The following is a 23488-nucleotide window of genomic DNA, read 5'->3' as shown; positions in this document are numbered from 1 at the left end:
CGTCTGGAGAATCTGCATCAACGGATGACTGAAACGAGGGAGGTGGTCGAATAGGAGCTACGCGGAAGTCGGTCATGAGACAACCACCCACAGCCGTATGCCGTGGGCGCAGGATCAGGTCGCCTCACAGTGCCACGCCGTTTCCGCGCAACCACGTTCTAGATCGAGGAACATCGTTGAGCGTCGTCGAGTATGAGAAACGCGATCACATATCTAGCTTCTCGGCTTCCCTCCCTCGTTAACTTTGCGCGGCACGCATGCTACGAAGGACGTAGATGGGGTTGTCCGGAAACGGGCGGCCTCTCAGTCAATTTTAGGGGTCCGTTGGTTGTCGACGGACCCCGTTGGGGCGGTGATTCGAGTGCACGGCGGCGTGAAGTTCTACCGCGGCGAAGCGAAGGCCGCGCGCGCCTACGTGGAACGCGATCGCTCCCGCGCCGACGACTACTACCTCGCCGAGGGCACCAGAGTCGCTGAACGACTCAGCGCCACCAGAGGCCGCGTCGACCAGGCCGGCCCGATGGACGGTGCGACCTACGAGCGATGGGTCGCCGGCATCGACGTCGACACGGGCGCCGAGAAGGGCCGGCTTCGCGACGACGCGAACGCGCTGCGGTTCGTCGAGGTCACCGTCAACGGACCCAAGACCTGGTCGCTGGCCGCCGCGCTCCATCCGGAGATCTCGGCAGCGTTGGATGCCGCGCAGGACCGAGCGGCGAACCAGATCGTGGGCTGGGTCGCCGACCACGCGACCACCCGAGTGGGTCCGCGCGGACGCCAGGTGCAGGTACCGGTCGGGACGATCGAAGCCGCGGTGATCCGGCACTACACCTCGCGAGCCGGCGATCCGCACCGGCACCTCCACTTGCAGATCAATGCCCGGGTCCGGGCGGCCGGCACATGGCGGGGCATCCACTCGGTCGGGATCCGCGACAGCATCGAAGCCATCAACGGGATCGGACACGCGGCGGTCGCCACCGACCCGCACTTCCGGTCGGTCCTCGCGTCGCACGGGTTCGCGCTCGACGCCGAGACCAGCGAGATCCGCGAACTTCTCCCCTACGTCGGCGCGTTCAGCACGAGGACCGCGCAGATCCGCCGCAACGTCGATCGGTACGAAGCCGACTGGCGCTGTGATCACCACGGTGAAGAACCCGGTCCTCGACTCCGCGAGGCTTGGGACAGGCGCGCCTGGGCGACAGCCCGCCCCGACAAGGTCGTGCCGAAGGACGGCAGAGAACTCGTGGCGCGCTGGAACGCCGAACTGCTTGACCTGGGCTACGAGGACCCTACCGGCTCGGTCTCGCTCACTGGGACCCACTCGGGATGGATCGACCCCGATGCCGCCGCCGGGCTCGTGATCACGATGCTCGGCGCCAAACGGTCGGCATGGAACTCCGCCGACATCCGCGGAAAGACCGAGGTCGTGCTCGCAAAGTCCGGGCTCATCTCCGACCCGGCCGCCAGGGCCGAACTCGCCGAGGACATCACCGCTCGCGCCGTCGACCGGTGCGTCGAGCTGCTCAGCGGGGCGGAAGTGCCCGAGCACGTCCGATCCCTGTGCTCACGGACGGTGCTCGACGTCGAAGACGACATCGTCACGCGGATTGCGCGGCGGGGGACTCATCCGGCCCGCAAGGCTCGCATCGTCCGGCGTGGTCTGGTGCGGATCGATCCGACCCACGCTGCCGTGGTCGGCGTCTTGGCTGGCGACGGGCCACTGGTCGTGGTCGAAGGTGCAGCCGGCGCCGGGAAGACCACCGCCCTGCGCTCGACCAAGGACGCGCTGGCGCGGCAGGGCCACCGACTGATGGTGGTCACGCCGACGTTGAAAGCCGCCGAAGTCGCTGCCGCCGAAGCCGGGGCCGCGGGTCACTCCGCGGCGTGGCTGATCCACCAACATGGGTGGCGCTGGACGGCCGACGGAGTCTGGACCCGACAGGCGAACCCGGCGCCATCCGCCGCGGCTCGGCTCAGCGTCGGCGATCTTCTGCTCATCGACGAGGCCGGGATGCTCGACCAGGACACCGCTCGCGCGCTTCTCGCCCTCGCCGACGAGGCCGGGGCTCGGGTGGCCTTCGTCGGCGACCGACATCAACTGCCCGCCGTCGGTCGCGGCGGTGTCCTCGACCACGCCATCGCCTGGGCCCACCCGACAGCCGTCACGAGGCTCGAGAAGGTGCACCGATTCACCGACCCCGACTACGCCGCGTTGAGCCTGCGGATGCGCACCGGAGAGGACCCGGGCGCGATCTTCGATGCACTCCACCGCCGAGGACGGATCGAGGTCCACCACTCCGAAACGGAACGAACCGCTTCCCTCGCCGAGACTGGGGCGTCAGGCGACCTGGTCATCGCCGACACCCGTGAGCAGATCGCCGAGCTCAACGCCGCCATCCGAGACCGAAGGCACGCCCCACCGGCAGCCAGTGTCACGACCACGCACGGCGAGCAGATCGGGCTCGGCGACCGGGTCGCCACCCGCCGCAACGATCCGAGTCTCCAGGTCGCGAACCGTCAAACCTGGACCGTGGCCAGGATCCGGAACGATGGCAGCCTGCTCCTGCGCGGCCGCGGACGAGATCGCGAGATCCCGGCTGACTACGCCGCGCGGTTCGTCGAACTCGCGTACGCCCGCACCGTGCACGGCGCCCAGGGCGAGACCGTTGACTCCGCGCACGTCGCCATCGACGACACCACAGGAGCCGCAGCCGCCTACGTCGCCATGACCCGAGGCCGCGCATCCAACCGCGCCCACCTGGTCGCCGAATCCGTGGACGACGCCCGAAAGCAATGGATCGACGTCTTCAGCCGCGACCGCGCCGACCTCGGACCTGCCCACGCCCGCAGACAGGCGATCGACGCCATCGATCGCTACGGACCACAACTCGGGCATCGACCGACACCGCCCGCCCGCAGCCAAGTCCCCATCCCAGAGGCTCGGAGCCTGAGGTGACCGGACTAAGCCCTCCGACGCTTCGTCGGCGGGTAACGCCATCCGCGTTTAGCCGCAATCTCTGCGTTGTAGCCGCCGGGGTCCAGCGGCGGTTCGTCGCGCCGTGACACACCACTCGCGGCGTCGATCGCCGGCTGCCACACCGCCCGGAGTTCATCCGGGATGTCCATGTCCGGCCACGCCTCAACGAGTAGGGCCCCGTCCACAGTGGGCTCCATGATGGTGTAGAAGCCCTCTTGCAGCGCAATCTCGTAGAACTCGATCCGGTCTTGGCGATCGGCAAGGTCCCACGTGTCCTTACCGCCCGTCACGGATCTGAAGAACCAGACCTCAACCCGAGCGAAGCACTGAGGTGCGGGCACTCGCCACAACCGCTCCGGGAAGATCCACGTCTCGGACTCGTCCTCGTCCCACAGCGGGAGCGGCTCGACCACCAGTTTCGCGTCGGCGGCGTCGACGAGCCGTTCCACCACGTCCAGTGTCGGCGACTTGCGCTTCCGTTCGTACTCCGAGATCGACGACTGCTGTGTCTGCGCGAGTCTTGCGAGCTCACCCTGCGTCAGCCCTGCCGCCTTCCGCGCGGTCTGAATCACGGTCTCGGGCTGCATCCTCAAATTATCGCTCATGATCGATGGTTTCGGCTGAACACCTTCGGTACGAGGTCGGACATGCCGACCCCGGGCCCGATCGGGTCGATCTCATCGAGGAGCACCACCATGACCGCAGAACCGATCCCCTTCAACCGCCCCGCCCCGAACTTGGGCGACGAGATGCTCAGCCTCCAGGAGGCATGCCGATTCCTCCGCGTCCCTGAAGGCACACTGCGCTACTGGCGGCACCTCGGCTGCGGGCCCCGCAGCTTCAAGGTCGGCCGTCATGTCCGCTACTGGCGCGCCGAGCTCATCCTGTGGCTCACCGAGCAGACCAACCGTCCACAGGACCACCGCTGAACAGCATCGGTGTCCGATCCCAGAGAGACGATGGAATCAGTCCGGAAGGAGCATCACCATGGCCGGAAACATCGCGAAACGGCCCAACGGCAAGTGGCGGGCCAGGTACCGCGACGATGGCGGCAACGAGCACGCTCGGCACTTCGAGCGAAAGATCGACGCGCAACGCTGGCTTGACGAAACGTCGGCATCGGTGCTCACTGGCAACTACGCCGACCCCAAGGCCGGTCGCATCACGTTCGCCGCGTTCTACGGCGAGTGGTCATCGCGACAGGTACGGGTGCCGGGCACAGTGCTTGCAATGTCGCTCGCCGCGCGGTCGGTGCCGTTCGGCGACAAGCCGATAAAGGACGTGCGCCGGTCCGAGGTCGAAGCGTGGATCAAATCGATGGACTCGGCTCGGCTCGCCCCAGGAACCATCAAGACGCGCTACGTGAACGTCCGTTCGGTCTTCCGCGCCGCGCTGAAGGACCGGGTGATCGGGTCCGATCCGACCGATGGCGTACGGCTCCCCCGGGGCCGTCGTCCCGAGGCCGCCATGTCGATCCCAACACCCGAGGAGGTGGGACAACTCCTGACCGTCGCCGACGACAGGTTCAGGACGTTCATCGCGCTGTGCGCGTTCGCTGGACTCCGACTGGGCGAGGCGGCGGCCGTCCAAGCTGGCGACATCAACTTCCTGCGCAAGTCGTTGTCAGTGAGTCGACAGGTTCAGCGCGTCGCGGGAGGCGCCGTCGACGTGCGGGAACCGAAGTACGGCTCCGAGCGAGCCGTGTACCTCGCCAACAGTCTTGTCGAGCTGCTCGCCCAGCACATCGCCGTCCACGGCAACCACGGGCCATGCCAGTGGATCTTCGTGGGTGATGGTGGCGATCCTCCTCATCAAAACACCGTGGGGTACTGGTGGCGCAAGACCTTGCGTGACGCGGGGCTGTCCGGCGTCAAGTTGCACGACCTTCGGCACTTCTACGCTTCCGGACTGATCGCTGCCGGCTGCGACGTGGTGACGGTGCAACGCTCACTGGGTCACGCGAAAGCGACGACGACGCTCAACACCTACGCGCACCTGTGGCCGAGTGCCGAGGACCGCACCCGCAAGGCGGCGGAGTCCGTGATGAAATCCTCATTGGCGTCCTCGCATGGATCATATTGGGGAGCTACGCCTACCCGATGAAGCGATCTCGACACGGCCCGGCGACGTCAACGCCAGGGGGGAACACAGTAGGCAGACAACGAGAGATTTGCTGTGCCCGAAGAGAGCAGTCACCGGAAGTCTCGACAGCTGATAAAACAGGCGGGAACAGCGCGAGAAACGCAATCGTCTTTACCGATCGTGGTCGCCCTCTTCCGCCGGGACGATCGGATCTGGCGCCGCCCGTCCCCGAACCAAGTCCCTGCCCGCAGGCGCACTCGGCACGTCGGTGACGAACTTCGCATGAACTGTGTCGTTGAGGTGCGGCGTGGCATGCACGACGTCGCCGTCAATCGCCGAGACGTTCGCTGAAAGGAGGGTGTGCTCAACAGCGCCGAGCGCCAGGTCGTGGCCATTGAGGTGCACCACCAAGGGCTTGATGACAGCGAACTGGTAATGGCCTCCGATGTCGATCTCCATATCGCCAGCGATGTCAAACACTAGCTCGGGCCAAGTGCCCACTGTGGTGTTGCCCTCGATCAGGAAAGCGGCGTCGCGGATGGCGCGCACGTCTTCGGGCTCAAGGGCAGAGAAGTCTGGGATGGTCACTGGTATCGGCGTCCGAGACTGAATGACACTTAGGGCGCGAACGATGCGGGCGACGGCAGGATGGACGAGAGGCTCGAGGGCCTCGATCGCGCAGAAGTCTTGAAATGGCCCGAACTCACCCGCCACCTCGAGCCTGTTGGGCGCAACTAGATGTGATCCGAAGGTCACGGCGGCGACGGCCTTGAAGGCCTCCAGCCCGGCCAAAGGTTGCAGCGAAAAGTTCATCTTTCCGCCTCCGGCTGGGAGCCCGTCGACCGTTTCTACATGGAAAAACCCCTCGGTCTCAAGCGTTCGCGAATCATCGATCCCTCGTGACCAATTCCCGGTTCCTCCGATACCTCGAGTGGCAGTCATCGCGAACCCTAGTTCCCCTAGGACGTCACCGTTCGGGTTCAGAATGCGGAGTCGGTTACGGAAGGAAACCTCTTCACCGGCCGCCGGCGAGAGCCGCACTTGGGCTGAATCACCCTCGCCGCCGAGGCCTCCGGGTAGGTCGATCTTGAATGCGGCGTTCATTACAGTCGGCTTGCCGTACTTCCGCCAAATCTCAAACGCCTCACGATCTTCCGGTGTCTCGATCTTGAATTCCAATTGAATCGGGATTGGCCGTTCGTCGACCGATTGCGCGGATCGCTGGAACACCTTGAAGGTCAACCAACGGCCGCCTGCGAGTTGCTCCTGCGTCGCTGCGACCAGGCCCGGCTCCGGTGCGAGTTGTCGCCGGTGAGGTTCGATCCCGAAACCGTAGCTGTAGTGCGGGTCGGTTTCGAGAACCTTGTCGAGTCGCTCAAAGTGTTCGCGTACGTCGGCCGGATCCAGCAAGGCTGCCGACCCCTCGCCCGGCGCATCGGGTACATCCCCCCTCGGCAGTGTCACATCTCGCTGCAACAACTTGGCGACGTCCTTTACCGCGTCGCGGATTCGTCTCTCGCCTCCGTGAAGGTAGTAGTCGACTACGTACGGGTACTCCGCGACTAAGGACTCGCAGTAAGGCAGGCCCTTCCATTCAATCTGGCGCCCGGGTGCGTCTAACCAAGCTCTGATTTCCGCTTCTTCATTTGCGGAGAGCGGCGCCTCCTCCACTGCCTTCAACCAAGCGATCGCCGCCTCGGGCAGAGATTCAAACCACTCCAAATTCGCAAGCGTCGGGTCGAGCGGCGTAACCAAGTACCAGTGATTCAGCGGAATTCCAGCACGTACGAGCCCGATAAGCACACGACGGAATGAACCCTCAATCTGGCGCTTTTGCGTGTCTCCGAGGTTCGTCGCAAACTTCTTGATCTGGTAGACGTCCCAGGGCTTAGCGTCCGCTCCTGCGGGAACAAGCACATCGATGCCGTAGTCACCCTGCGCCGGTCGAACCCGGATCGAGCGGCTGTTCGCGTTGTATAGGAGGTTCGCCAGCACGGTCTCGACCTCGTCGCCACCCAGTGCCGCCCACTCGATTCGTCCCACCGAGACCCCCTTGTTTCCGCAGTTCAGCGACCTGCTTCGACCGCTCTGAGAGCCATCCTGACAGCAGCTTGGGGACCACGCCCCGCACTCTTGCAAATGGCTCGCCCCCATCAACCACGACTGCATGGTTGCGACAGGCACAAACCTGCATGCTCGAAGCGCTCGGAAACCGGTCTCGGACGCGTTGCGCTGATCGCCAGTCGGTCCCCACGGCAGTTCGAAGCTAGTGGGTGACGCTGGTCACCATCCGAGCAACGGTAAGCGGGAATGGACGGACGTCCTGCGGACTCAGTGCGGACTGCCAGCGGTCTACCCGTCGCTGACCTGCGCAAACGCGCCGATTCAGACGTTGAAGCGGAACTCCACCACGTCGCCGTCGGCCATGACGTAGTCCTTGCCCTCCATGCGGACCTTGCCGGCGGCCTTGGCGTCGTTCATCGAGCCGGCGGCGATCAGGTCGTCGAAGGACACGATCTCGGCCTTGATGAAGCCCTTCTGGAAGTCGGTGTGGATGACGCCGGCGGCCTCGGGGGCGGTGGCGCCCTTCTTGATCGTCCAGGCGCGCGCCTCCTTCGGGCCCGCGGTCAGGTAGGTCTGCAGGCCGAGGGTGTCGAAGCCGACGCGGGCCAGCTGGTCCAGGCCCGGCTCCTCGATGCCGAGGTCCGCGAGCATCTCGGCGCGCATCTGCTCGGCCTCCTCGTCGTCGCCCAGCTCGACCAACTCGGCCTCGCTCTTGGCGTCGAGGAAGACGGCCTCGGCGGGCGCGACGAGCTCGCGCATCTTCGCCTTGAGGTCCTCGTCGTTCAGCTCGTCGGTGTCGCAGTTGAAGACGAACAGGAAGCGCTTCGCGGTGAGCAGGTGCAGGTCGCGCAGCTCGGCCAGGTCGAGGCCCGCATTGAGCACGCCGGTGCCGGCCTCGAGCGCCTCCTTGGCCTTCTTCGCCTCCTCGAACTGCGAGACGAGCGACTTGTCCTTGCGCGACTCCTTCTCGAGGCGCGGCAGCGCCTTCTCGACGGTCTGCAGGTCGGCCAGGACGAGCTCGATCGAGATCGTCTCGATGTCGCTGGCGGGGTTCACGTCGCCGTCGACGTGCGTGACGTCCTCGTCGCGGAACACGCGTGTCACCTGGCAGATCGCGTCGGAGTCGCGGATGTGCGAGAGGAACTTGTTGCCCATGCCCTCGCCCTCGGACGCGCCGCGCACGATGCCGGCGATGTCCACGAACTCGACGGTGGCGGGCAGGATGCGCTCGGAGCCGAAGATCTCGGCCAGCTTCTCCAGCCGCGGATCGGGCACGCCGACGACGCCGACGTTGGGCTCGATCGTCGCGAACGGGTAGTTCGCCGCGAGGACGTCGTTCTTGGTCAGGGCGTTGAAGAGCGTCGACTTGCCGGCGTTGGGAAGTCCGACGATTCCGATGGTGAGGGCCACGGGGAACCAGCCTACTGCCGCGTGCCCACGACCAGGGAATCCCCATGTCGCGCAGGTGTAACTCCGTGATACCTTTCGCGTGACCAGCGTCACATTACTTGGGAGTACCCCGTGTTCCGATCCGCTCGATTCCTCGTCACCGCGGCCGCCGGCGCCCTGCTCGCCGGCCTCGTCGCGGCCCCGCAGGCGGCCAATGCCGCGCCCACGTTCTACGACCCGCCCGCCGACCTCCCCTCCGGCAAGGGCACGGTGATCCGCACCGAGCCGATGAAGCTCGCGCTGACGCTCAACGGCCTCTACCTGCCCGGCAAGGCCACCCGCATTATGTACACGTCCACCGACGCGGCCGGCGAGCCCGCGGCCGTCAGCGGCGCCTACATCGAGCCGACGAAGAAGTGGACCGGCACGGGTCCGCGCCCGCTGGTCGCGGTCGCCGCCGGCACCCAGGGCCAGGGCGACGCCTGTGCCCCCTCCAAGTCCCTCGAGACCTTCCTCAACGTCGAGGGCGACGAGTTCGGCATCGGCTACGAGATCCCGAGCATCCACGACTTCCTCAACCGCGGCATGGCCGTCGTGCTCACCGACTACATCGGCCTGGGCACCACCGACCGCGTCCACACGTACACGAACCGCCTCGACATGGGCCAGGCGCTGCTCGACGCCGCCCGCGCTGCACTCAAGCTCCCCGACACCTCGGTCACCACGTCGTCGCCCATCGGCCTCTACGGCTACTCCCAGGGCGGCGGCGCGGCGGGCTCGGCGGCCGAGCTGGCTCCCTCTTACGCCCCCGAGCTGAACCTCAAGGGCGCCTACGCCGGCGCTCCCCCGGCCAACCTCGTCGAGGTGCTGAAGTCCGCCGACGGCACCGACCTCACCGGCGTCATCGCCTACGCGATCAACGGCATCACGCCGTACTTCCCCGAGCTGCAGAGCGCCCTCGACACGCTCGCCACGCCCGCCGGCAAGGAGGCGCTGGAGAAGGTCAAGACGCAGTGCATCGGCGGCACGCTGTTCTCGTACGGCTTCCAGAAGACGTCGAAGTGGACCACCAACGGCAAGTCGCTCTACGACATCGTCAAGAACGACGCCGCCCTGCGCGCCCCCGTCGACGCCCAGCGCATCGGCCGGCTCAAGCCGAACGTGCCCGTCCAGGTCCTCACCGGCACGAAGGACGACATCGTCGACCACGCGCAGGCCAAGCAGCTGGCCAAGGACTGGTGCGCCCAGGGCGTCAACGTCACGTACACGCCCGTCGTGCAGCTGGTCGGCACTGGCGGCACCGCGCTGAACCACCTCGGTCCGGCGATCACGCGCCTCGGCCAGACCCACGACTGGCTGGCGGATCGCCTCACGGGCAAGGCCGTGAAGTCGAACTGCAGCTCGCTGTGGCTGCTGCCCTGACGGGCGTCCGATGACGTGGCCGGGCGATGATCGAGTCGTGGAGAGCGACCCGATCGTCGCCCGGCTGCGTGCTGCCGGGTGCGTGTTCGCCGAGCGCGAGGCCGCGTTCGTGCGCCGCCACCTGATCGACCCCGGCGACGTCGAGCGCGCGGTGACCGCCCGTGCCTCGGGCGTGCCGCTCGAGCAGGCGGTCGGCGTGGCCGAGTTCGACGGCGTCACGGTCGCCGTCGCCGAGGGCGTGTTCGTCCCCCGCCGTCGAGCGGAGGCGATCCCCGAGGTGGCCGCCGTCCTGCGCCCCGACGCCGAGGTCGTCGTCGACCTCGGCTGCGGCAGCGGAGCGATCGCCGCGGTCATGACACGCCGCCTTCCGACCGCGCAGGTCCACGCGGTCGACCTCGATCCCGCGTCGGTCGTGGTCGCCCGGGCCAACGGTCGCCGCTTCGGGTTCACCACCCATCACGGGTCGTGGTGGGACGCCCTGCCGCCGGCGCTCCGCGGCCGCATCGACCTCGCCGTCGGCTACCTCCCCCACGTGCCGAGCGCGCGGATCGACGGCATCCATGGCGACTTCCGCGCGCACGAGCCGCGCTCCAGCGTCGACGGCGGCCGCGACGGCCTCGACCACCTGCGCGCCGTCGTCTCCCCGATGGCCGAGTGGCTGGCGCCCGGCGGCGCCTTCGTCACCCTGCTCTCGGCCGAGCAGGCCGCGCACGTCCCTGCCCGCATCGCGTGGCAGGACGAGGACGACTCCGTGATCGTCCTCGATCGGGGCGCAGTGGCAGCATGGCTGTCGTGACCGTCATCAAGATCAACGCCATCACCGTTCCGAAGGACTCCGGCGACGAGCTGGCCCACCGCTTCGCCAAGCGCGCCGGCGCCGTCGACGGACAGGAGGGCTTCGAGGGCTTCGAGCTGCTCAAGCCCACCGACGACCGCGAGCAGTGGCTCGTCGTCACCCGCTGGCGCGACGAGGAGTCGTTCCGGGCGTGGCTGAGCTCGCCCGCCTTCGGGCACGGCCACCGCTCGGAGTCCGAGCGCGCCGGCGGCGAGGCACCCAAGCCCGTCTCCACCCACAGCGAGGTCTGGAGCTACGAGGTCGCCGACCTCACGCGCGACTGACCCTCACGACCCGCGCAGGGCGTCGAGAACCTTCTGGACCCGGCGCTCGCGCGTGTCGTCCTTCTTCGCCTCGGCCACCGAGCGGGCGTGCTCCTTGCGGTGCGAGTAGGCCAGCGCGTCGAACGCCTCCCGCAGGCCGGCCGCGTCGAGCGCCGTCGCCAGCGCATCGGGGACGTCCACCTCGCGCGGCGCGTCGTCGAGCTCGATTCGCACGTCGACCTCGTCGCCGATCTCGACCCCGAGCGCCTCGCGCTTCGCCTTGCTGAGCCCGATCAGGTTCTCGTCGCCCATCCGCGCGAGCCGGGCGGGCTCGGTGACCGAGCCGATCGTGATCCGCACGGGGAACGAGCGGCCCGCGCCGAACGACTCGACCTGCTCGTCGGTGAGGACCACGGCCGCCGCCGGGCCGCGCGGCTCGAGGGTCGTGCTGATCGCGAGGGTCATCTTGGGCATGGTGCCTCCTGGGTGCGCGTGACCCGATCGTTCCGCCGGGGCGGCACCCTGTCCACCCTGTCGGACGGATCCTGGTACCACGATGTCGCTGGGACGACCACACGGTCGAAAGATCCGTGCATCTCCGGCGCGCACCGCCTCGGACCAGAACTGTCCGACCCCGACACCACCATGGCCGCATGGCCACCTTCCCCAGCCTGACCGTCCTGCTGCTGCTCCTGCTCGTCGCCGGCCTGGCCGGCGCGCTCGGCTACCTGCTGGGCGTCCGCGCCCGGCCCGCGTCGGCCCACGACGTCGAGGTCGCCACCGCCGCCACCTCGCGCGCCGTCGCGCCCGTGCGCGAGAGCCTCGACCGCTTCGACAACCGCCTGCGCGACCTCGAGTCCAGCCGCATCGAGTGGCACGCGCAGCTCCGCGAGCAGGTCGAGTCCGTACGTCTCACGGGTGAGGCGCTGCGCCGTGAGACCGCCTCGCTGTCCACCGCGCTGCGCCGTCCCGAGGTGCGCGGCCGGTGGGGCGAGATGCACCTGCGCCGCACCGCCGAGCTGGCGGGCATGACCGAGCACTGCGACTTCGACCTGCAGGTCAGCACCGACGACGGGCGGCTGCGTCCCGACATGGTCGTGCGGCTGGTCGGCGGCCGCGACATCGTGGTCGACGCGAAGGTGCCGCTCGACGCCTTCCTCGACGCCACCGCCACCGACGACGCCGACGTCCGCGAGGCCCACCTCGACCGCCACGCCCGCCAACTGCGCGGCCACGTCGACCAGCTCGCGGCGAAGTCCTACTGGCGCCAGTTCGACGCCGCGCCGCAGTTCGTCGTGCTGTTCGTGCCCGGCGAGTCCTTCCTCTCCGCGGCGCTCGAGGCCGACACCGCCCTGCTCGAGCACGCCGCCGAGCGGCAGGTCGTGCTGGCCTCCCCCACCACGCTCGTGGCGCTGCTGCGCACGGTCGCGCTGGCGTGGACGCAGGAGTCGATCGCCGACAACGCCCGCGAGATCCACCGCGTCGCGCGCGAGCTCTACGAGCGGCTTGGCACCGTGGCGGGGCACGTCGACCGGCTCGGCGCCTCGCTCGAGCGGGCCGTCCGGTCCTACAACGACACGGTCGCGTCGGTGGAGTCGCGCCTGCTCGTCAGCGCGCGGAGGCTGCACGACCTCAAGGTCGACGACCAGCCGCCGTTCCATCCGCGTGTGATCGAGGCGACACCCCGCGTCATGACCGCGCCCGAGCTGCTCGATGAACTAACGTCATGAGCATGAGCTCGCCGGCAGCCGGCGCCGTCATGGCCCTGGCCAGGACCCCGGCCGTGGCGTCCAGGTACGACCTGACGCCACGTGCGACCGTGGCGTGCTCCGCCCTCACCCTCGCCGCCGTCACCGGGCTCGACCTCGTCGACGGTCGGCTGGGCGTGGCCTTCGCGGTCGGCTTCGTGCTCGTCGTGCTCACGGCCGCCACCGCGGTGCAGGAGCGCGGGCTGTTCACCGTCGGCGTCATGCCGCCCGTGCTGCTCGTCGGGTCGCTGCTCCTGTTGGCGTGGCAGGTGCCCGAGGCCATCGTCGTCGAGGGGCTGCCCGCCGACACCGGCCTGTTCGGCCGCACCCTCACCGCCACGATCGCCCACGGCGTGCCCCTGCTGATCGGGCACGCGCTCGCGCTCGCGGTGATCGTGGCGCGAATCGTCAGCGTCCGCCGCTGAGACCCGGTCCCGAGGCCTTCGAGGCCACCCACGAGCCCGCCAGCGACAGGCCCACGAAGACCACGACCAGCACGACCGCCGTCGTGACGAGGGTTCCCGTGCGCCCGCCCGCGCCGATCAGCAGCACGCTCGCCACCACCGCGGCGATCGAGGCGACGGCGGCCGTCCAGCGGTCGCGCAGCCCGAACCAGCCGTGCGCGACCGCACTGGCCAGCACCGGGAGTCCGGCCATCAGGCCGGTGACCAGCAGCGTCAGGAACATCAGCCCGGCCGAGAAGTCGTCCTGCGAGCCCACCAGCAGGGGGACGTAGAGCAGCACGCCGGCGGCCAGGATCGAGGAGACGACCGAGGTCATGAGCAGGGCCTTGTCGCGGCGCATGGGGTCCTCTGGGGGGTGGTGCGGACGAAGCGACTCCCCCGGCGGAGGCGACGCCCCACACTATCCGACCCGTGACCACGCCGCCGGAGAGCGCCGGAGTCGACCCGGTTGCCGGGCGCGCATCCCCGACCTACCGTGACAGGACGACGACTCTTCCGGGGGGAAACCATGATCGTCCGACGTTCCGTCGCCGCCCTGTCCGCTCTGACCCTGGCCGCCGGCGCGGTGGCCCTGCAGTCCCCGGCGCAGGCGCGCGGGGGCGGTCACGACCGGCCGGTCGCCGCCGGCCCCACCGCCTACGGCTACGGCGGAGCGGTCAGCTCCGTCGACCGCGACGCCAGCGAGGTGGGCCTCGCCGTGCTCAGGTCGGGAGGCAACGCGGCCGACGCCGCCGTGGCCACCGCGGCCGCACTGGGCGTCACCGAGCCCTACAGCGCGGGCGTCGGCGGAGGCGGCTATTTCATGTTCCGCGACGGTCGCAGCGGACGCGTCACCACGATCGACGGCCGCGAGACCGCTCCCGCGGGCGTCACGCCCCGCACCTTCTACGACGAGGCCACGGGCCAGCCGCGCCCCTTCGCCGACCTCGTCTCCTCGGGCGTCTCGGTGGGCGTGCCCGGCACGGTCGCCACGTGGGACAAGGCGTCGCGCCTGTTCGGCAAGCGCTCGCTGGCACGCAACCTCGCCCCCGCGACGCGGCTCGCCGCCCGTGGCTTCACGGTCGACCAGACGTTCCGCAACCAGACGCTCGACAACAAGACCCGCTTCTCGGCCTTCCCCGACACGGCCGAGCTGTTCCTGCCGAACGGCGACGCGCCCGTCGTCGGGTCGCGCTTCCGCAACCCCGAGCTGGCGCGCACCTACGCCCTGATCGCCCGACGTGGCGCCCAGGCGTTCTACCGTGGCGCACTCGCCGAGGACATCGCCCGCACCGTGCAGGACCCGCCGAAGAGCCCCACGACGACGCTCCCGGTGCCGCCCGGGTCGATGACGACGCGCGACCTGAAGGGCTACGAGGTCCGCCTCCAGAAGCCGACGAAGGTCAGCTACCGCGGCCACGACGTCTACGGCATGGCGCCGTCCTCGTCGGGCGGCATCGCGGTGGGCGAGGCGCTCAACATCTTGGAGAACCACCGCCTCGGCGGTGGCACGCGCACGGCCCAGAGCCTGCACCTCTACCTCGAGGCCTCGGCCCGCGCGTTCGCCGACCGCGCCGCCTACCTGGGCGACCCGGCGTTCGTCGACGTCCCCACCCGCACGCTGCTGAGCCAGCGGTTCGCCGACTCGCGCGACTGCACGATCGACCCGAACCGCGCGTCCACGCGCCCGGTCCCGGCCGGCGCCCTCGACGGCAGCGGCTGCGCCACGGCGGCCTTCGACGAGAAGGCGGACACCGAGAACATCTCGACCACGCACCTGTCCGTCGTGGACAAGTGGGGCAACGCGGTGGCCTACACCCTCACGATCGAGCAGACCGGCGGCTCGGGCATCACCGTCCCCGGTCGCGGGTTCCTGCTCAACAACGAGCTGACCGACTTCAGCACCGCCTACGACGCGAACGACCCGAACCGGATCGAGCCGGGCAAGCGTCCGCGCTCCTCGATGTCGCCGACGATCGTCACGAAGAACGGGCAGGTCCGCTACGTGGTGGGCTCCCCCGGTGGCGCCACGATCATCACCACCGTGCTGCAGATCCTCATGAACCGGATCGACCTCGGGATGACGCTGCCCGAGGCGGTGGCGGCGCCGCGTGCCTCGCAGCGCAACGCGGCGATCACGCCGGCCGAGCCCGAGTTCATCGCGCGGTACGAGGACGCGCTGCGCCCGTTCGGCCAGGTGCTGGTGCCCTCGGGCGACACGTTCACGTCGGCCGCCGAGATCGGGGCCGCGGCCACGATCGAGGTGGACCGTCGCGGCTTCATCACCGCCGCGGCCGAGCCGAAGCGCCGTGGCGGTGGCACCGCCCTGGTGGTGAGGCCCGCTCGCCGCTGAGGGCGGGCGGCGGGGCCGTCAGGCCTGCGCGGCGGCCTTGATGTCGCGGCGCAGCTCGGGCGGCAGGGCGAAGATGAGCGACTCGTCGGCCGTGCGGATCGCCTTGGCGTCGCCGATGCCGCGCTCGCCGAGGTAGAGCAGCACGTCCTGGACGAGGTCGTCCGGCACGGAGGCTCCGGACGTGACGCCGACGGTACTGACGCCCTCGAGCCAGGCCTCGTCGATCTCGCTGATGTCGTCGATGCGGTACGACGCCTTGGCGCCGGCCTCCAGCGCGACCTCGACGAGGCGCACCGAGTTGGACGAGTTCGCCGAGCCGACGACGATCACGAGGTCGGCGTCCTTGGCGATCTCCTTGACCGCGACCTGGCGGTTCTGGGTGGCGTAGCAGATGTCGTCGCTGGGCGGATCCTCCAGCTGCGGGAACTTCTCGCGCAGCCGGCGCACCGTCTCCATCGTCTCGTCGACGCTCAGGGTGGTCTGGCTCAGCCAGCTCAGCCGGGTGCCCTCGGGGAACTCCAGGGCTGCGACGTCGTCGGGGTGCTCCACGAGGGTGATGTGCTCGGGGGCCTCGCCCGCCGTGCCCTCGACCTCCTCGTGACCGGCGTGACCGATCAGCAGGATGCGGTAGTCGTCGGCGGCGAAGCGGCGCGCCTCGTGGTGCACCTTGGTCACCAGCGGGCAGGTCGCGTCGATCGTCTTCAGGCTGCGCTCGGCGGCCTCGGCGTGCACCGCCGGCGAGACGCCGTGGGCGCTGAACACGACGGTGGCGCCGTGCGGGACCTCGTCGAGCTCCTCCACGAAGATCGCACCGCGCGCCGCGAGGTCGTTGACCACGTGCTTGTTGTGCACGATCTGCTTGCGGACGTAGACGGGGGCGCCGTAGAGGTCGAGCGCCTTCTCGACGGTGATGACGGCCCGGTCGACGCCGGCGCAGTAGCCGCGCGGGTCGGCCAGGAGGACCTGGCCCGAGGTTCCGGGCATGCCGAGATCGACCTGAGTGGACATGGCACCAGCCTACCGACCCGGCGATGAGGACCGCAGCGTCGGCGCCGCCTCATAGGGTGGGCGCATGGCCCTGGAGACGAGCGCGGACAAGCCCGCGCCCCTGCGCTCCGTCTCGCTCGCGCTGCAGGGCTGGATCGCGCGCCTCGGCGCGGTGTGGGTCGAGGCCGAGGTCGTGCAGCCGAAGCTGAGCGGCAACACGTACTACCTCACCCTGCGCGACCTCACCGCCACGATGAGCGTCAGCGCCACCGCGTTCCGCGGCGTGGTCGAGTCCAGCGCCAGTCCCATCACCGACGGCACCCGCGTGATCGTGCACGCGAAGCCCGAGTTCTACTCGCCGAACGGCCGCCTGTCGCTGCGCCTGCTCGAGATCCGTCCCACGGGCGAGGGCGAGCTGCTCGCCCAGTTCGAGCGCCGTCGCCAGCTGCTCGCCGCCGAGGGCCTGTTCGAGGCGCGCTGGAAGCGACCGCTGCCGCTGCTGCCCACCTCGATCGGCCTCATCACCGGCAAGGGCTCGGCGGCCGAGCGCGACGTCCTGGAGAACGTCCGCGACCGCTGGCCGGGCGCCGCGATCGAGGTCCGCCACGCGCTGATGCAGGGCTCGCAGTCGGCGATGGCCGTCATCGCGGCGCTTCGCGAGCTCGACGCCGCGGCCCACGTCGACGTCATCGTCATCGCCCGCGGCGGCGGCTCGATGGAGGACCTCCTGCCGTTCTCCGACGAGGCGCTCGTGCGCGCCGTCCACGGCGCCACCACCCCCGTCATCAGCGCGATCGGCCACGAGCCCGACGTGCCGCTGCTCGACCTCGTCGCCGACCTGCGCGCCTCCACGCCCACCGACGCGGCCAAGCGCGTCGTGCCCCACGTGGGCGACGAGCTGACCGGGCTCGCCGGGGCCCGCGAGCGCGCGCGCCAGGCGATCGCCGCCCAGCTGCACCGCGAGCAGGCGGGGCTCGACGCCCTCCGCAGCCGCCCAGTCCTGCGCTCCCCCGCCGCCTTCGTCGACACCCAGCAGGAGGTCGTCTCGGCCCAGCGCGAACGGGCCCGGCTGGCCATGCGAGCCCGGCTGGCCCGCGCCCACGACGAGGTCGGCCACCACCTGGCGCGCGTGCGCGCCCTGTCGCCGCTGGCCACGATGCAGCGCGGCTACGCCGTCGCCCTCGATCCCGAGGGCCGCGCGGTCACGTCCGTCGGCACGATCGCCACCGGCGACGACCTCGTCCTCCACCTCACCGACGGCCTCGCCACCGTCCGCGTCACCGACCTGCAGGAGCATCCCCATGAGTGAACTGCCCGACCCGTCCGAGCTCTCCTACGAGCAGGCGCGCGACGAGCTCGTCTCGATCGTGCAGCGCCTCGAGACCGGCGGCACCACGCTCGAGGAGTCGCTCGCCCTGTGGGAGCGCGGCGAGGCCCTCGCCGAGGCGTGCCAGCGGTGGCTCGACGGGGCGCGGGCCCGGGTGGATCCCGCTCAGGACGTGAAGGGCTCCAGCGACGCGACGTAGTCCTCCACCACGGCGCGCTGCGCGCTGCTGGTGACCACGACGATCTCGGACTCCACGGCGCGACCGAGCGTGGTGTCGCCGTCGGGTCCCTTGAACACCTGCCACGTGACGCCGTTGATCTCGACCTCGCCGTCGGGCTCGCTGCCCTCGGCACGATCCTGGACGAGCTTGGTCAGCTCGTCGGCCGCGGCGGTGCGCTGGGTGAGGCCCACGTACTGGTTCACGTCGGTCACCACGTTGAGCTGCCAGCGGTCGTCGATGAGTTCGGCCCGCGTGGCGCGCCAGCCCTCGGGCAGCTCGGTGGGCACGAGCGGCACGAAACCGGCGCGCACCTCCACGCCGCTCGCGGCGGTGCGCCAGTCGACGTCGGCGGTGGGCTGCTCGGGCGTCTGCGTGAAGAGCTTGCCGAACAGGAAGATCGCCAGCACGACGCCGCCCAGCACCAGGACCGAGCGCAGCACGTCGCCCATCGCCGGAACGCCTCGTGAGTACCCGCTCATCCTGCTCCTGTCCGCGCCTGCGGCGACCGTTCGGTCGCCTCGGCCAGCCTAGCCTTCCGGCCCGATAGGCTGTGCGCGTGGACGCACTGAAGCCCGCCGAGGCCGCCCCTGATCGCAACCTCGCCCTGGACCTCGTCCGGGTGACCGAAGCCGGGGCCATGGCCGCCGGCCGCTGGGTCGGACGGGGCGACAAGAACGGCGCCGACGGCGTCGCGGTCAACGCGATGCGCTCGATGATCAACACCGTCTCGATGGACGGCGTCGTGGTCATCGGCGAGGGCGAGAAGGACGACGCCCCGATGCTCTACAACGGCGAGCGCGTCGGCGACGGCACCGGTCCCGAGTGCGACGTCGCGGTCGACCCGATCGACGGCACGACCCTCACGGCCAAGAGCCTCCCCAACGCGATCTCGGTCATGGCGGTCGCGCCGCGGGGCTCGATGTACGACCCGTCGGCCGTGTTCTACATGGAGAAGCTCATCGCGGGCCCCGAGGCCGCCGGCAAGGTCGACATCCGCCTCCCCGCCTCGGAGAACATCGCGATCGTCGCCAAGGCCAAGGGCCTCGACGTCGAGGACGTCACGGTGTGCGTGCTCGACCGCCCCCGCCACGACGCGCTGGTCCAGGAGATCCGCGAGACCGGCGCCCGCATCAAGTTCATCGCCGACGGCGACATCGCCGGCGGCATCACCGCGGCCCGTCCCGACTCCGGCGTCGACCTGCTGCTCGGCATCGGCGGCACGCCCGAGGGCATCATCACCGCCGTCGCGATGAAGTGCCTGGGCGGCGTCATCCAGGGCCGCCTCACCCCCACCGACGACGAGGAGCGCCAGCGCGCCATCGACGCCGGCCACGACCTCGACCGCATCCTCACGACCGAGGACCTCGTCACCTCCGACGACTGCTTCTTCGTCGCCACGGGCATCACCTCGGGCAACCTGCTCCGGGGCGTCCGCTACGGCGCCGGCAGCGCCACCACCGAGTCGATCGTCATGCGCTCGCGCTCGGGCACGATCCGCACGATCCGCAGCGAGCACCGCCTGCACAAGCTCGCGGCGTTCTCCTCCATCGACTACGAGCACTGAGCCGATGGGTCCCGGGCAGGCCGGCGAGGAGACCGTCGCGGTCTCCGACGAGCTGTTCGCGCACCTGCCCAACGGGCTCGACCTGTGCCACCAGACGTTCGGCGACCCGCGTGACGAGCCCGTCCTGCTGGTGATGGGCCTCGGCGGCCCGATGACCTGGTGGCCCGAGGACTTCTGCGCGCGACTGGCGCGCCGCGGCTTCCACGTGATCCGGTTCGACAACCGCGACACGGGTCGCTCGACGAAGCTGCGGCACCACCCGGTCACGCGGGCCGACGTCATCAAGGCGTACCTCGGCCGCGGCACGGCGCCCTACGGTCTCGACGACCTCGCCGATGACGCCGCGGCGCTGCTCGACCACCTGGGCATCGAGTCCGCCCACGTCGTCGGGGTGTCGATGGGCGGCATGATCGCGCAGACCCTCGCGGTCGACCACGCCGACCGCGTCCGCTCGCTGACCTCGATCATGTCCACCACGGGCCGCCGCCGCGTCGGCTGGATCCACCCGCTCGTGATGCGCACGATGCTCGCCCCCGCCGGCCGTACCCGACCCGAGTACGCCGAGCTCTCGGTCAGGAACGGCAAGGTCATGGCCTCGCCGGCGTTCCCCACGCCCGACGACGTCGCCTACGCCCGCGCGCTCGAGACCTACGACCGCGGCTGGATCGCCAGCGGCGTCTCGCGCCACATGATGGCCGTGCTGACGCAGCCCGACCGCACCGAGAGACTCGGCGCCGTCACGGTGCCCACCCAGGTGATCCACGGGACGAAGGACCTCCTCGTGCACCGGTCCGGCGGACGGGCCACCGCCGATGCGATCCGTGGCGCCACCCTGCTCGAGATCGCCGGGATGGGGCACGACCTGCCGGCGCAGCTGTACGACACGTTCGTCGACGCGATCGCGGCCACGGCGGCCCGCGCCCGCTGAGCCGACCTCGCACCCGCCTCGCGACCTGCGCCCACTAGGGTGCGAAGCATGACCGACAACACTCAGTGGCGCATCGAGCACGACACCATGGGCGAGGTCAAGGTCCCCGCCGACGCCCTCTACCGCGCCCAGACGCAGCGCGCCGTCGAGAACTTCCCGATCTCCGGCACGCCCATCGAGTCGGCCCAGATCCGCGCCCTCGCGCAGATCAAGGCCGCCTGCGCGACCGCCAACGCCGAGCTCGGCATCCTCGACCAGGCGATGGCCGACGCGATCGTCGCCGCGGCGGACGAGGTCGCCTCCGGCGCGTACGACGCGCACTTCCCGATCGACGTCTTCCAGACGGGCTCGGGCACCTCGAGCAACATGAACACGAACGAGGTCATCGCGACGCTCGCGACGAAGGCGTCGGGCATCGAGGTGCACCCGAACGACCACGTCAACGCCTCGCAGTCGAGCAACGACGTGTTCCCCACCTCGATCCACGTCGCCGCCACCGAGTCGGCCACCACCGTGCTGATCCCGGCCCTCGACCACCTCGCGAAGAGCCTCGAGGCCAAGGCCGCCGAGTTCGCCGAGGTCGTGAAGTCGGGCCGCACCCACCTCATGGACGCCACGCCCGTCACCCTCGGCCAGGAGTTCGCCGGCTACGCCGCGCAGATCCGCCGCGGCATCGAGCGCGTCGAGGCCTCGCTCCCCCGCACCGCCGAGGTCCCCCTCGGCGGCACCGCCGTGGGCACCGGCATCAACACGCCGAAGGGCTTCCCTCAGCGCGTCATCGAGATCCTCGCCGAGCGCACCGGCCTGCCGCTGACCGAGGCACGCGACCACTTCGAGGCGCAGGGCGCCCGCGACGGCCTGGTCGAGATGTCGGGCCAGCTCCGCACGATCGCGGTGAGCCTGGTCAAGATCAACAACGACCTGCGCTGGATGGGCTCGGGCCCGCGCACCGGCCTGGGCGAGATCCACCTGCCCGACCTGCAGCCCGGCTCGAGCATCATGCCCGGCAAGGTCAACCCGGTGCTGCCCGAGGCCACGCTCATGGTGTGTGCCCAGGTCATCGGCAACGATGCCGCGATCGCCTTCGCCGGCGCCTCGGGCTCGTTCGAGCTCAACGTCATGCTGCCGGTCATCGGCCGCAACATCCTCGAGTCGATGCGCCTGCTGGCGAACGCCTCCACCACGCTGGCCGACCGCTGCATCGACGGCATCACCGCCGACGTGGAGCGCTGCCTCGAGCTGGCCGAGTCGAGCCCGTCGGTCGTGACGCCGCTCAACCGCCACATCGGCTACGAGAACGCCGCCGCGATCGCGAAGAAGTCGGTCAAGGAGCGCAAGACGATCCGCCAGGTCGTCATCGAGGAGGGCTACGTGGAGCGGGGCGACATCAGCGAGGCCGACCTCGACGCCGCGCTCGACGTCATGAGCATGACCCACCCCTGAGGCTGGGCTTCGCTCGGACGCCGCTCGCCCCTCGGGGCGGGCGGCGTCCGTCGTTCAGCCGACCTTGCGGGCGACCACGTAGTTGTCGCGGTCGAAGACGATCTCGTACGAGGCGCCGTGCTCGGCCCCGTGCTGGACGGGGTCGGTCTGCGTCAGCTGACGGTCGAAGATGATGTAGTCGGGCACGACGTCGCCGATCGTCCCGATCCAGTAGGCGTCGTCGTGGCTGCCGGTGAGGTACTTCAGCACCGCGATGTCGGTCTCGACGACGGCGTCCTCGGGAATCGTCCCGATCGCCTCCTGCATCGCCTCCCGCCGGGGCGACGCCTCCCAGGTCTCGGGCTCGAGCAGCTTCACGACCGGACCGCCGGCCAGCAGGTAGCCGCCCACGGCGGCGCCCAGCACGACGCCCGGCCACTCGAGCCGTGGCCGTCTGCCGATCGCGTCGATCATCGCCACGAAGACGATCGGCATGATGACGATCGAGTAGTGCCAGTCGGTGCCCCAGTAGTACTCGACGTCGCCGAGGAATCGCCACAGGAAGGTGGGCGCGGCCACCACGGCCCACGGCGACCAGAGCGCCGCGAAGCCCGTGACCCCGAAGGTGAGCAGCAGGGTGAGCAGCTTGCGGTCGGCCTCGGTGGTCAGCGTCTCCCATAGCCCGACCTCGCCGCCGAGGTTGCCCGTGTAGTCGTACCCGCCCCCGGTGTTGAACGCCGGGATGACGACCCACACGACGAGGACGAGCGCGACGGCTCCGACGATCGCCAGGATCAGTCCGCGGCGACGCTCCCCGACCAGCCACAGGGCCACCCCGACCGCGGCGACCGTGACGCCCATGTCCTCCTTGACCAGCAGCAGCGGCAGCGACCACCAGACGACGGCGGCGTACCGCTGCTCGACGAACGCCACGCCCGCCATCGCCAGGATCGGGACCGCGAAGGCGACCTCGTGGAAGTCGGCGACGACGGCGTTGCCGAAGCCGAAGGCGAGGCCGTACATGACCGCTATCGTCCAGCCGACGCGCGCGCCGAGCCGATCGACGGCCAGGCGGGTCACCGGCACGACCGACAGGCCGATGAGCAGCCCCTGGGCCACCAGCAGCGTCTGGCCGTACGGGAACAGCCAGTACGCGGGCGCCAGCAGCGCGTCGATCGGTGAGAAGTGGTCGCCGAGGATGTTGTAGCCGGGACCCTTCACGGGCACGATCGGCGCCTCGAACCGCGAGTAGGCCTTGACGGCCTGCTCGAAGATCGCGTTGTCCCACGAGTTCACGGTCAGCCGCCGCCACGACAGCACGGAGACGAGGCTGTAGAGCAGCCCGACGACCGCACCCCAGGCCCAAGGCATCCAACGGTTCACGCTCGACACCGTACCCGGCGGTAACCCTCGGTTGCGGGTCGTCGGCGCGTCGTCTCGCCGTGGCGGTGCCGGGCCGGGCTG

Annotated in this window: 22 protein-coding genes; 14 read left to right on the top strand and 8 right to left on the bottom strand. The window is 69.8% G+C overall.

From position 1 onward, the window contains the following. Nucleotides 1-373 precede the first annotated feature (373 nt). On the top strand, nucleotides 374-2956 hold the full coding sequence (gene mobF, locus BJ975_RS02485; protein ID WP_317628219.1) for a MobF family relaxase: 2583 nt from the start codon (nucleotides 374-376) through the stop codon (nucleotides 2954-2956). A gap of 5 nt (nucleotides 2957-2961) precedes the next feature. Here the strand turns inward: mobF and BJ975_RS02480 are convergent, their stop codons facing one another. Next, the gene (locus BJ975_RS02480) at nucleotides 2962-3564 is read right to left on the bottom strand and encodes a helix-turn-helix domain-containing protein (protein WP_179423309.1); all 603 of its coding nucleotides are present in this window, start codon (nucleotides 3562-3564) and stop codon (nucleotides 2962-2964) included. A 108-nt stretch (nucleotides 3565-3672) separates the two neighbouring features. Here BJ975_RS02480 and BJ975_RS02475 point away from each other — a divergent pair, with 108 nt between their 5' ends. Both BJ975_RS02475 and BJ975_RS02470 read left to right on the top strand, forming a co-directional pair. Beyond that, complete coding sequence (locus BJ975_RS02475) at nucleotides 3673-3906, top strand: helix-turn-helix domain-containing protein (RefSeq protein ID WP_179423307.1); 234 nt, start codon at nucleotides 3673-3675, stop codon at nucleotides 3904-3906. 58 nt (nucleotides 3907-3964) lie between these two features. Beyond that, complete coding sequence (locus BJ975_RS02470) at nucleotides 3965-5080, top strand: tyrosine-type recombinase/integrase (protein ID WP_179423305.1); 1116 nt, start codon at nucleotides 3965-3967, stop codon at nucleotides 5078-5080. A gap of 150 nt (nucleotides 5081-5230) precedes the next feature. On the opposite strand, the gene BJ975_RS02465 is transcribed toward BJ975_RS02470, so the two are convergent. Beyond that, complete coding sequence (locus BJ975_RS02465) at nucleotides 5231-7102, bottom strand: hypothetical protein (RefSeq protein WP_179423303.1); 1872 nt, start codon at nucleotides 7100-7102, stop codon at nucleotides 5231-5233. A 342-nt stretch (nucleotides 7103-7444) separates the two neighbouring features. Next, complete coding sequence (ychF, locus tag BJ975_RS02460; protein ID WP_179423301.1) at nucleotides 7445-8533, bottom strand: redox-regulated ATPase YchF; 1089 nt, start codon at nucleotides 8531-8533, stop codon at nucleotides 7445-7447. Between the two features lie 111 nt (nucleotides 8534-8644). Here ychF and BJ975_RS16630 point away from each other — a divergent pair, with 111 nt between their 5' ends. Genes BJ975_RS16630 through BJ975_RS02445 form a run of 3 tightly spaced genes read left to right on the top strand, consistent with a single transcriptional unit; the run spans nucleotide 8645 to nucleotide 11053 of the window. After that, nucleotides 8645-9934 (top strand): lipase family protein, encoded by a 1290-nt coding sequence (locus BJ975_RS16630; RefSeq protein ID WP_179423299.1) that lies wholly within the window; start codon nucleotides 8645-8647, stop codon nucleotides 9932-9934. Nucleotides 9935-9971: 37 nt separating this feature from the next. Next, the gene (locus BJ975_RS02450) at nucleotides 9972-10730 is read left to right on the top strand and encodes a methyltransferase domain-containing protein (RefSeq protein WP_179423297.1); all 759 of its coding nucleotides are present in this window, start codon (nucleotides 9972-9974) and stop codon (nucleotides 10728-10730) included. Beyond that, entirely contained in the window at nucleotides 10718-11053 is a 336-nt protein-coding gene (locus BJ975_RS02445; protein ID WP_218845713.1) for an antibiotic biosynthesis monooxygenase family protein, read from the top strand. Before BJ975_RS02450 ends, BJ975_RS02445 begins: the two co-directional genes overlap by 13 nt. A gap of 3 nt (nucleotides 11054-11056) precedes the next feature. On the opposite strand, the gene BJ975_RS02440 is transcribed toward BJ975_RS02445, so the two are convergent. Beyond that, nucleotides 11057-11506, bottom strand: a complete 450-nt coding sequence (locus BJ975_RS02440) for a YdeI/OmpD-associated family protein (RefSeq protein ID WP_218845712.1) — start codon at nucleotides 11504-11506, stop codon at nucleotides 11057-11059. Between the two features lie 179 nt (nucleotides 11507-11685). Between BJ975_RS02440 and BJ975_RS02435 the strand changes: the two genes are divergently transcribed. Both BJ975_RS02435 and BJ975_RS02430 read left to right on the top strand, forming a co-directional pair. Continuing rightward, the gene (locus tag BJ975_RS02435; RefSeq protein ID WP_179423295.1) at nucleotides 11686-12762 is read left to right on the top strand and encodes a DNA recombination protein RmuC; all 1077 of its coding nucleotides are present in this window, start codon (nucleotides 11686-11688) and stop codon (nucleotides 12760-12762) included. 2 nt (nucleotides 12763-12764) lie between these two features. Beyond that, the gene (locus tag BJ975_RS02430) at nucleotides 12765-13205 is read left to right on the top strand and encodes a DUF6542 domain-containing protein (RefSeq protein ID WP_179423293.1); all 441 of its coding nucleotides are present in this window, start codon (nucleotides 12765-12767) and stop codon (nucleotides 13203-13205) included. On the opposite strand, the gene BJ975_RS02425 is transcribed toward BJ975_RS02430, so the two are convergent. Continuing rightward, nucleotides 13189-13584, bottom strand: a complete 396-nt coding sequence (locus tag BJ975_RS02425) for a hypothetical protein (protein WP_179423291.1) — start codon at nucleotides 13582-13584, stop codon at nucleotides 13189-13191. The two genes, BJ975_RS02430 and BJ975_RS02425, sit on opposite strands and share 17 nt — an antisense overlap. A 168-nt stretch (nucleotides 13585-13752) precedes the next feature. Between BJ975_RS02425 and ggt the strand changes: the two genes are divergently transcribed. Next, nucleotides 13753-15576, top strand: a complete 1824-nt coding sequence (ggt, locus tag BJ975_RS02420; RefSeq protein ID WP_179423289.1) for a gamma-glutamyltransferase — start codon at nucleotides 13753-13755, stop codon at nucleotides 15574-15576. Nucleotides 15577-15594: 18 nt separating this feature from the next. Here the strand turns inward: ggt and BJ975_RS02415 are convergent, their stop codons facing one another. Next, nucleotides 15595-16584, bottom strand: a complete 990-nt coding sequence (locus BJ975_RS02415; RefSeq protein ID WP_179423287.1) for a 4-hydroxy-3-methylbut-2-enyl diphosphate reductase — start codon at nucleotides 16582-16584, stop codon at nucleotides 15595-15597. Nucleotides 16585-16648: 64 nt separating this feature from the next. On the opposite strand from BJ975_RS02415, the gene xseA reads away from it, so the two are divergent. Both xseA and BJ975_RS02405 read left to right on the top strand, forming a co-directional pair. Then, nucleotides 16649-17872, top strand: a complete 1224-nt coding sequence (xseA, locus tag BJ975_RS02410) for an exodeoxyribonuclease VII large subunit (protein ID WP_179423285.1) — start codon at nucleotides 16649-16651, stop codon at nucleotides 17870-17872. After that, nucleotides 17865-18089, top strand: a complete 225-nt coding sequence (locus BJ975_RS02405; protein ID WP_179423283.1) for an exodeoxyribonuclease VII small subunit — start codon at nucleotides 17865-17867, stop codon at nucleotides 18087-18089. Before xseA ends, BJ975_RS02405 begins: the two co-directional genes overlap by 8 nt. Here the strand turns inward: BJ975_RS02405 and BJ975_RS02400 are convergent. After that, nucleotides 18056-18589, bottom strand: coding sequence for a DUF4245 domain-containing protein (locus BJ975_RS02400; protein ID WP_179423281.1), 534 nt, complete (start codon nucleotides 18587-18589; stop codon nucleotides 18056-18058). The two genes, BJ975_RS02405 and BJ975_RS02400, sit on opposite strands and share 34 nt — an antisense overlap. A 77-nt stretch (nucleotides 18590-18666) precedes the next feature. Between BJ975_RS02400 and glpX the strand changes: the two genes are divergently transcribed. The 3 genes from glpX to BJ975_RS02385 are packed head-to-tail and all read left to right on the top strand — an operon-like array spanning nucleotide 18667 to nucleotide 22045. Continuing rightward, nucleotides 18667-19674 (top strand): class II fructose-bisphosphatase, encoded by a 1008-nt coding sequence (glpX, locus tag BJ975_RS02395; RefSeq protein WP_179423279.1) that lies wholly within the window; start codon nucleotides 18667-18669, stop codon nucleotides 19672-19674. 4 nt (nucleotides 19675-19678) lie between these two features. After that, nucleotides 19679-20602: an alpha/beta fold hydrolase gene (locus tag BJ975_RS02390; protein ID WP_179423277.1), complete on the top strand. Its 924-nt coding sequence runs from the start codon at nucleotides 19679-19681 to the stop codon at nucleotides 20600-20602. 48 nt (nucleotides 20603-20650) lie between these two features. Then, nucleotides 20651-22045, top strand: coding sequence for a class II fumarate hydratase (locus tag BJ975_RS02385; protein WP_179423275.1), 1395 nt, complete (start codon nucleotides 20651-20653; stop codon nucleotides 22043-22045). Nucleotides 22046-22099: 54 nt separating this feature from the next. Here BJ975_RS02385 and BJ975_RS02380 read toward each other — a convergent pair whose 3' ends face one another. Further along, nucleotides 22100-23407 carry a DUF2079 domain-containing protein gene (locus BJ975_RS02380; RefSeq protein ID WP_179423273.1) on the bottom strand — a complete coding sequence of 436 codons (1308 nt, stop codon included), beginning with the start codon at nucleotides 23405-23407 and terminating at the stop codon, nucleotides 22100-22102. Nucleotides 23408-23488: the final 81 nt, after the last annotated feature.

The sequence above is a fragment of the Aeromicrobium tamlense genome (assembly GCF_013408555.1).
In the GTDB taxonomy this organism is placed as follows: Bacteria; Actinomycetota; Actinomycetes; order Propionibacteriales; family Nocardioidaceae; genus Aeromicrobium; species Aeromicrobium tamlense.
Note: the sequence above shows the minus strand (reverse complement) of the source record. Positions and strands in the feature narration are given on the sequence as shown.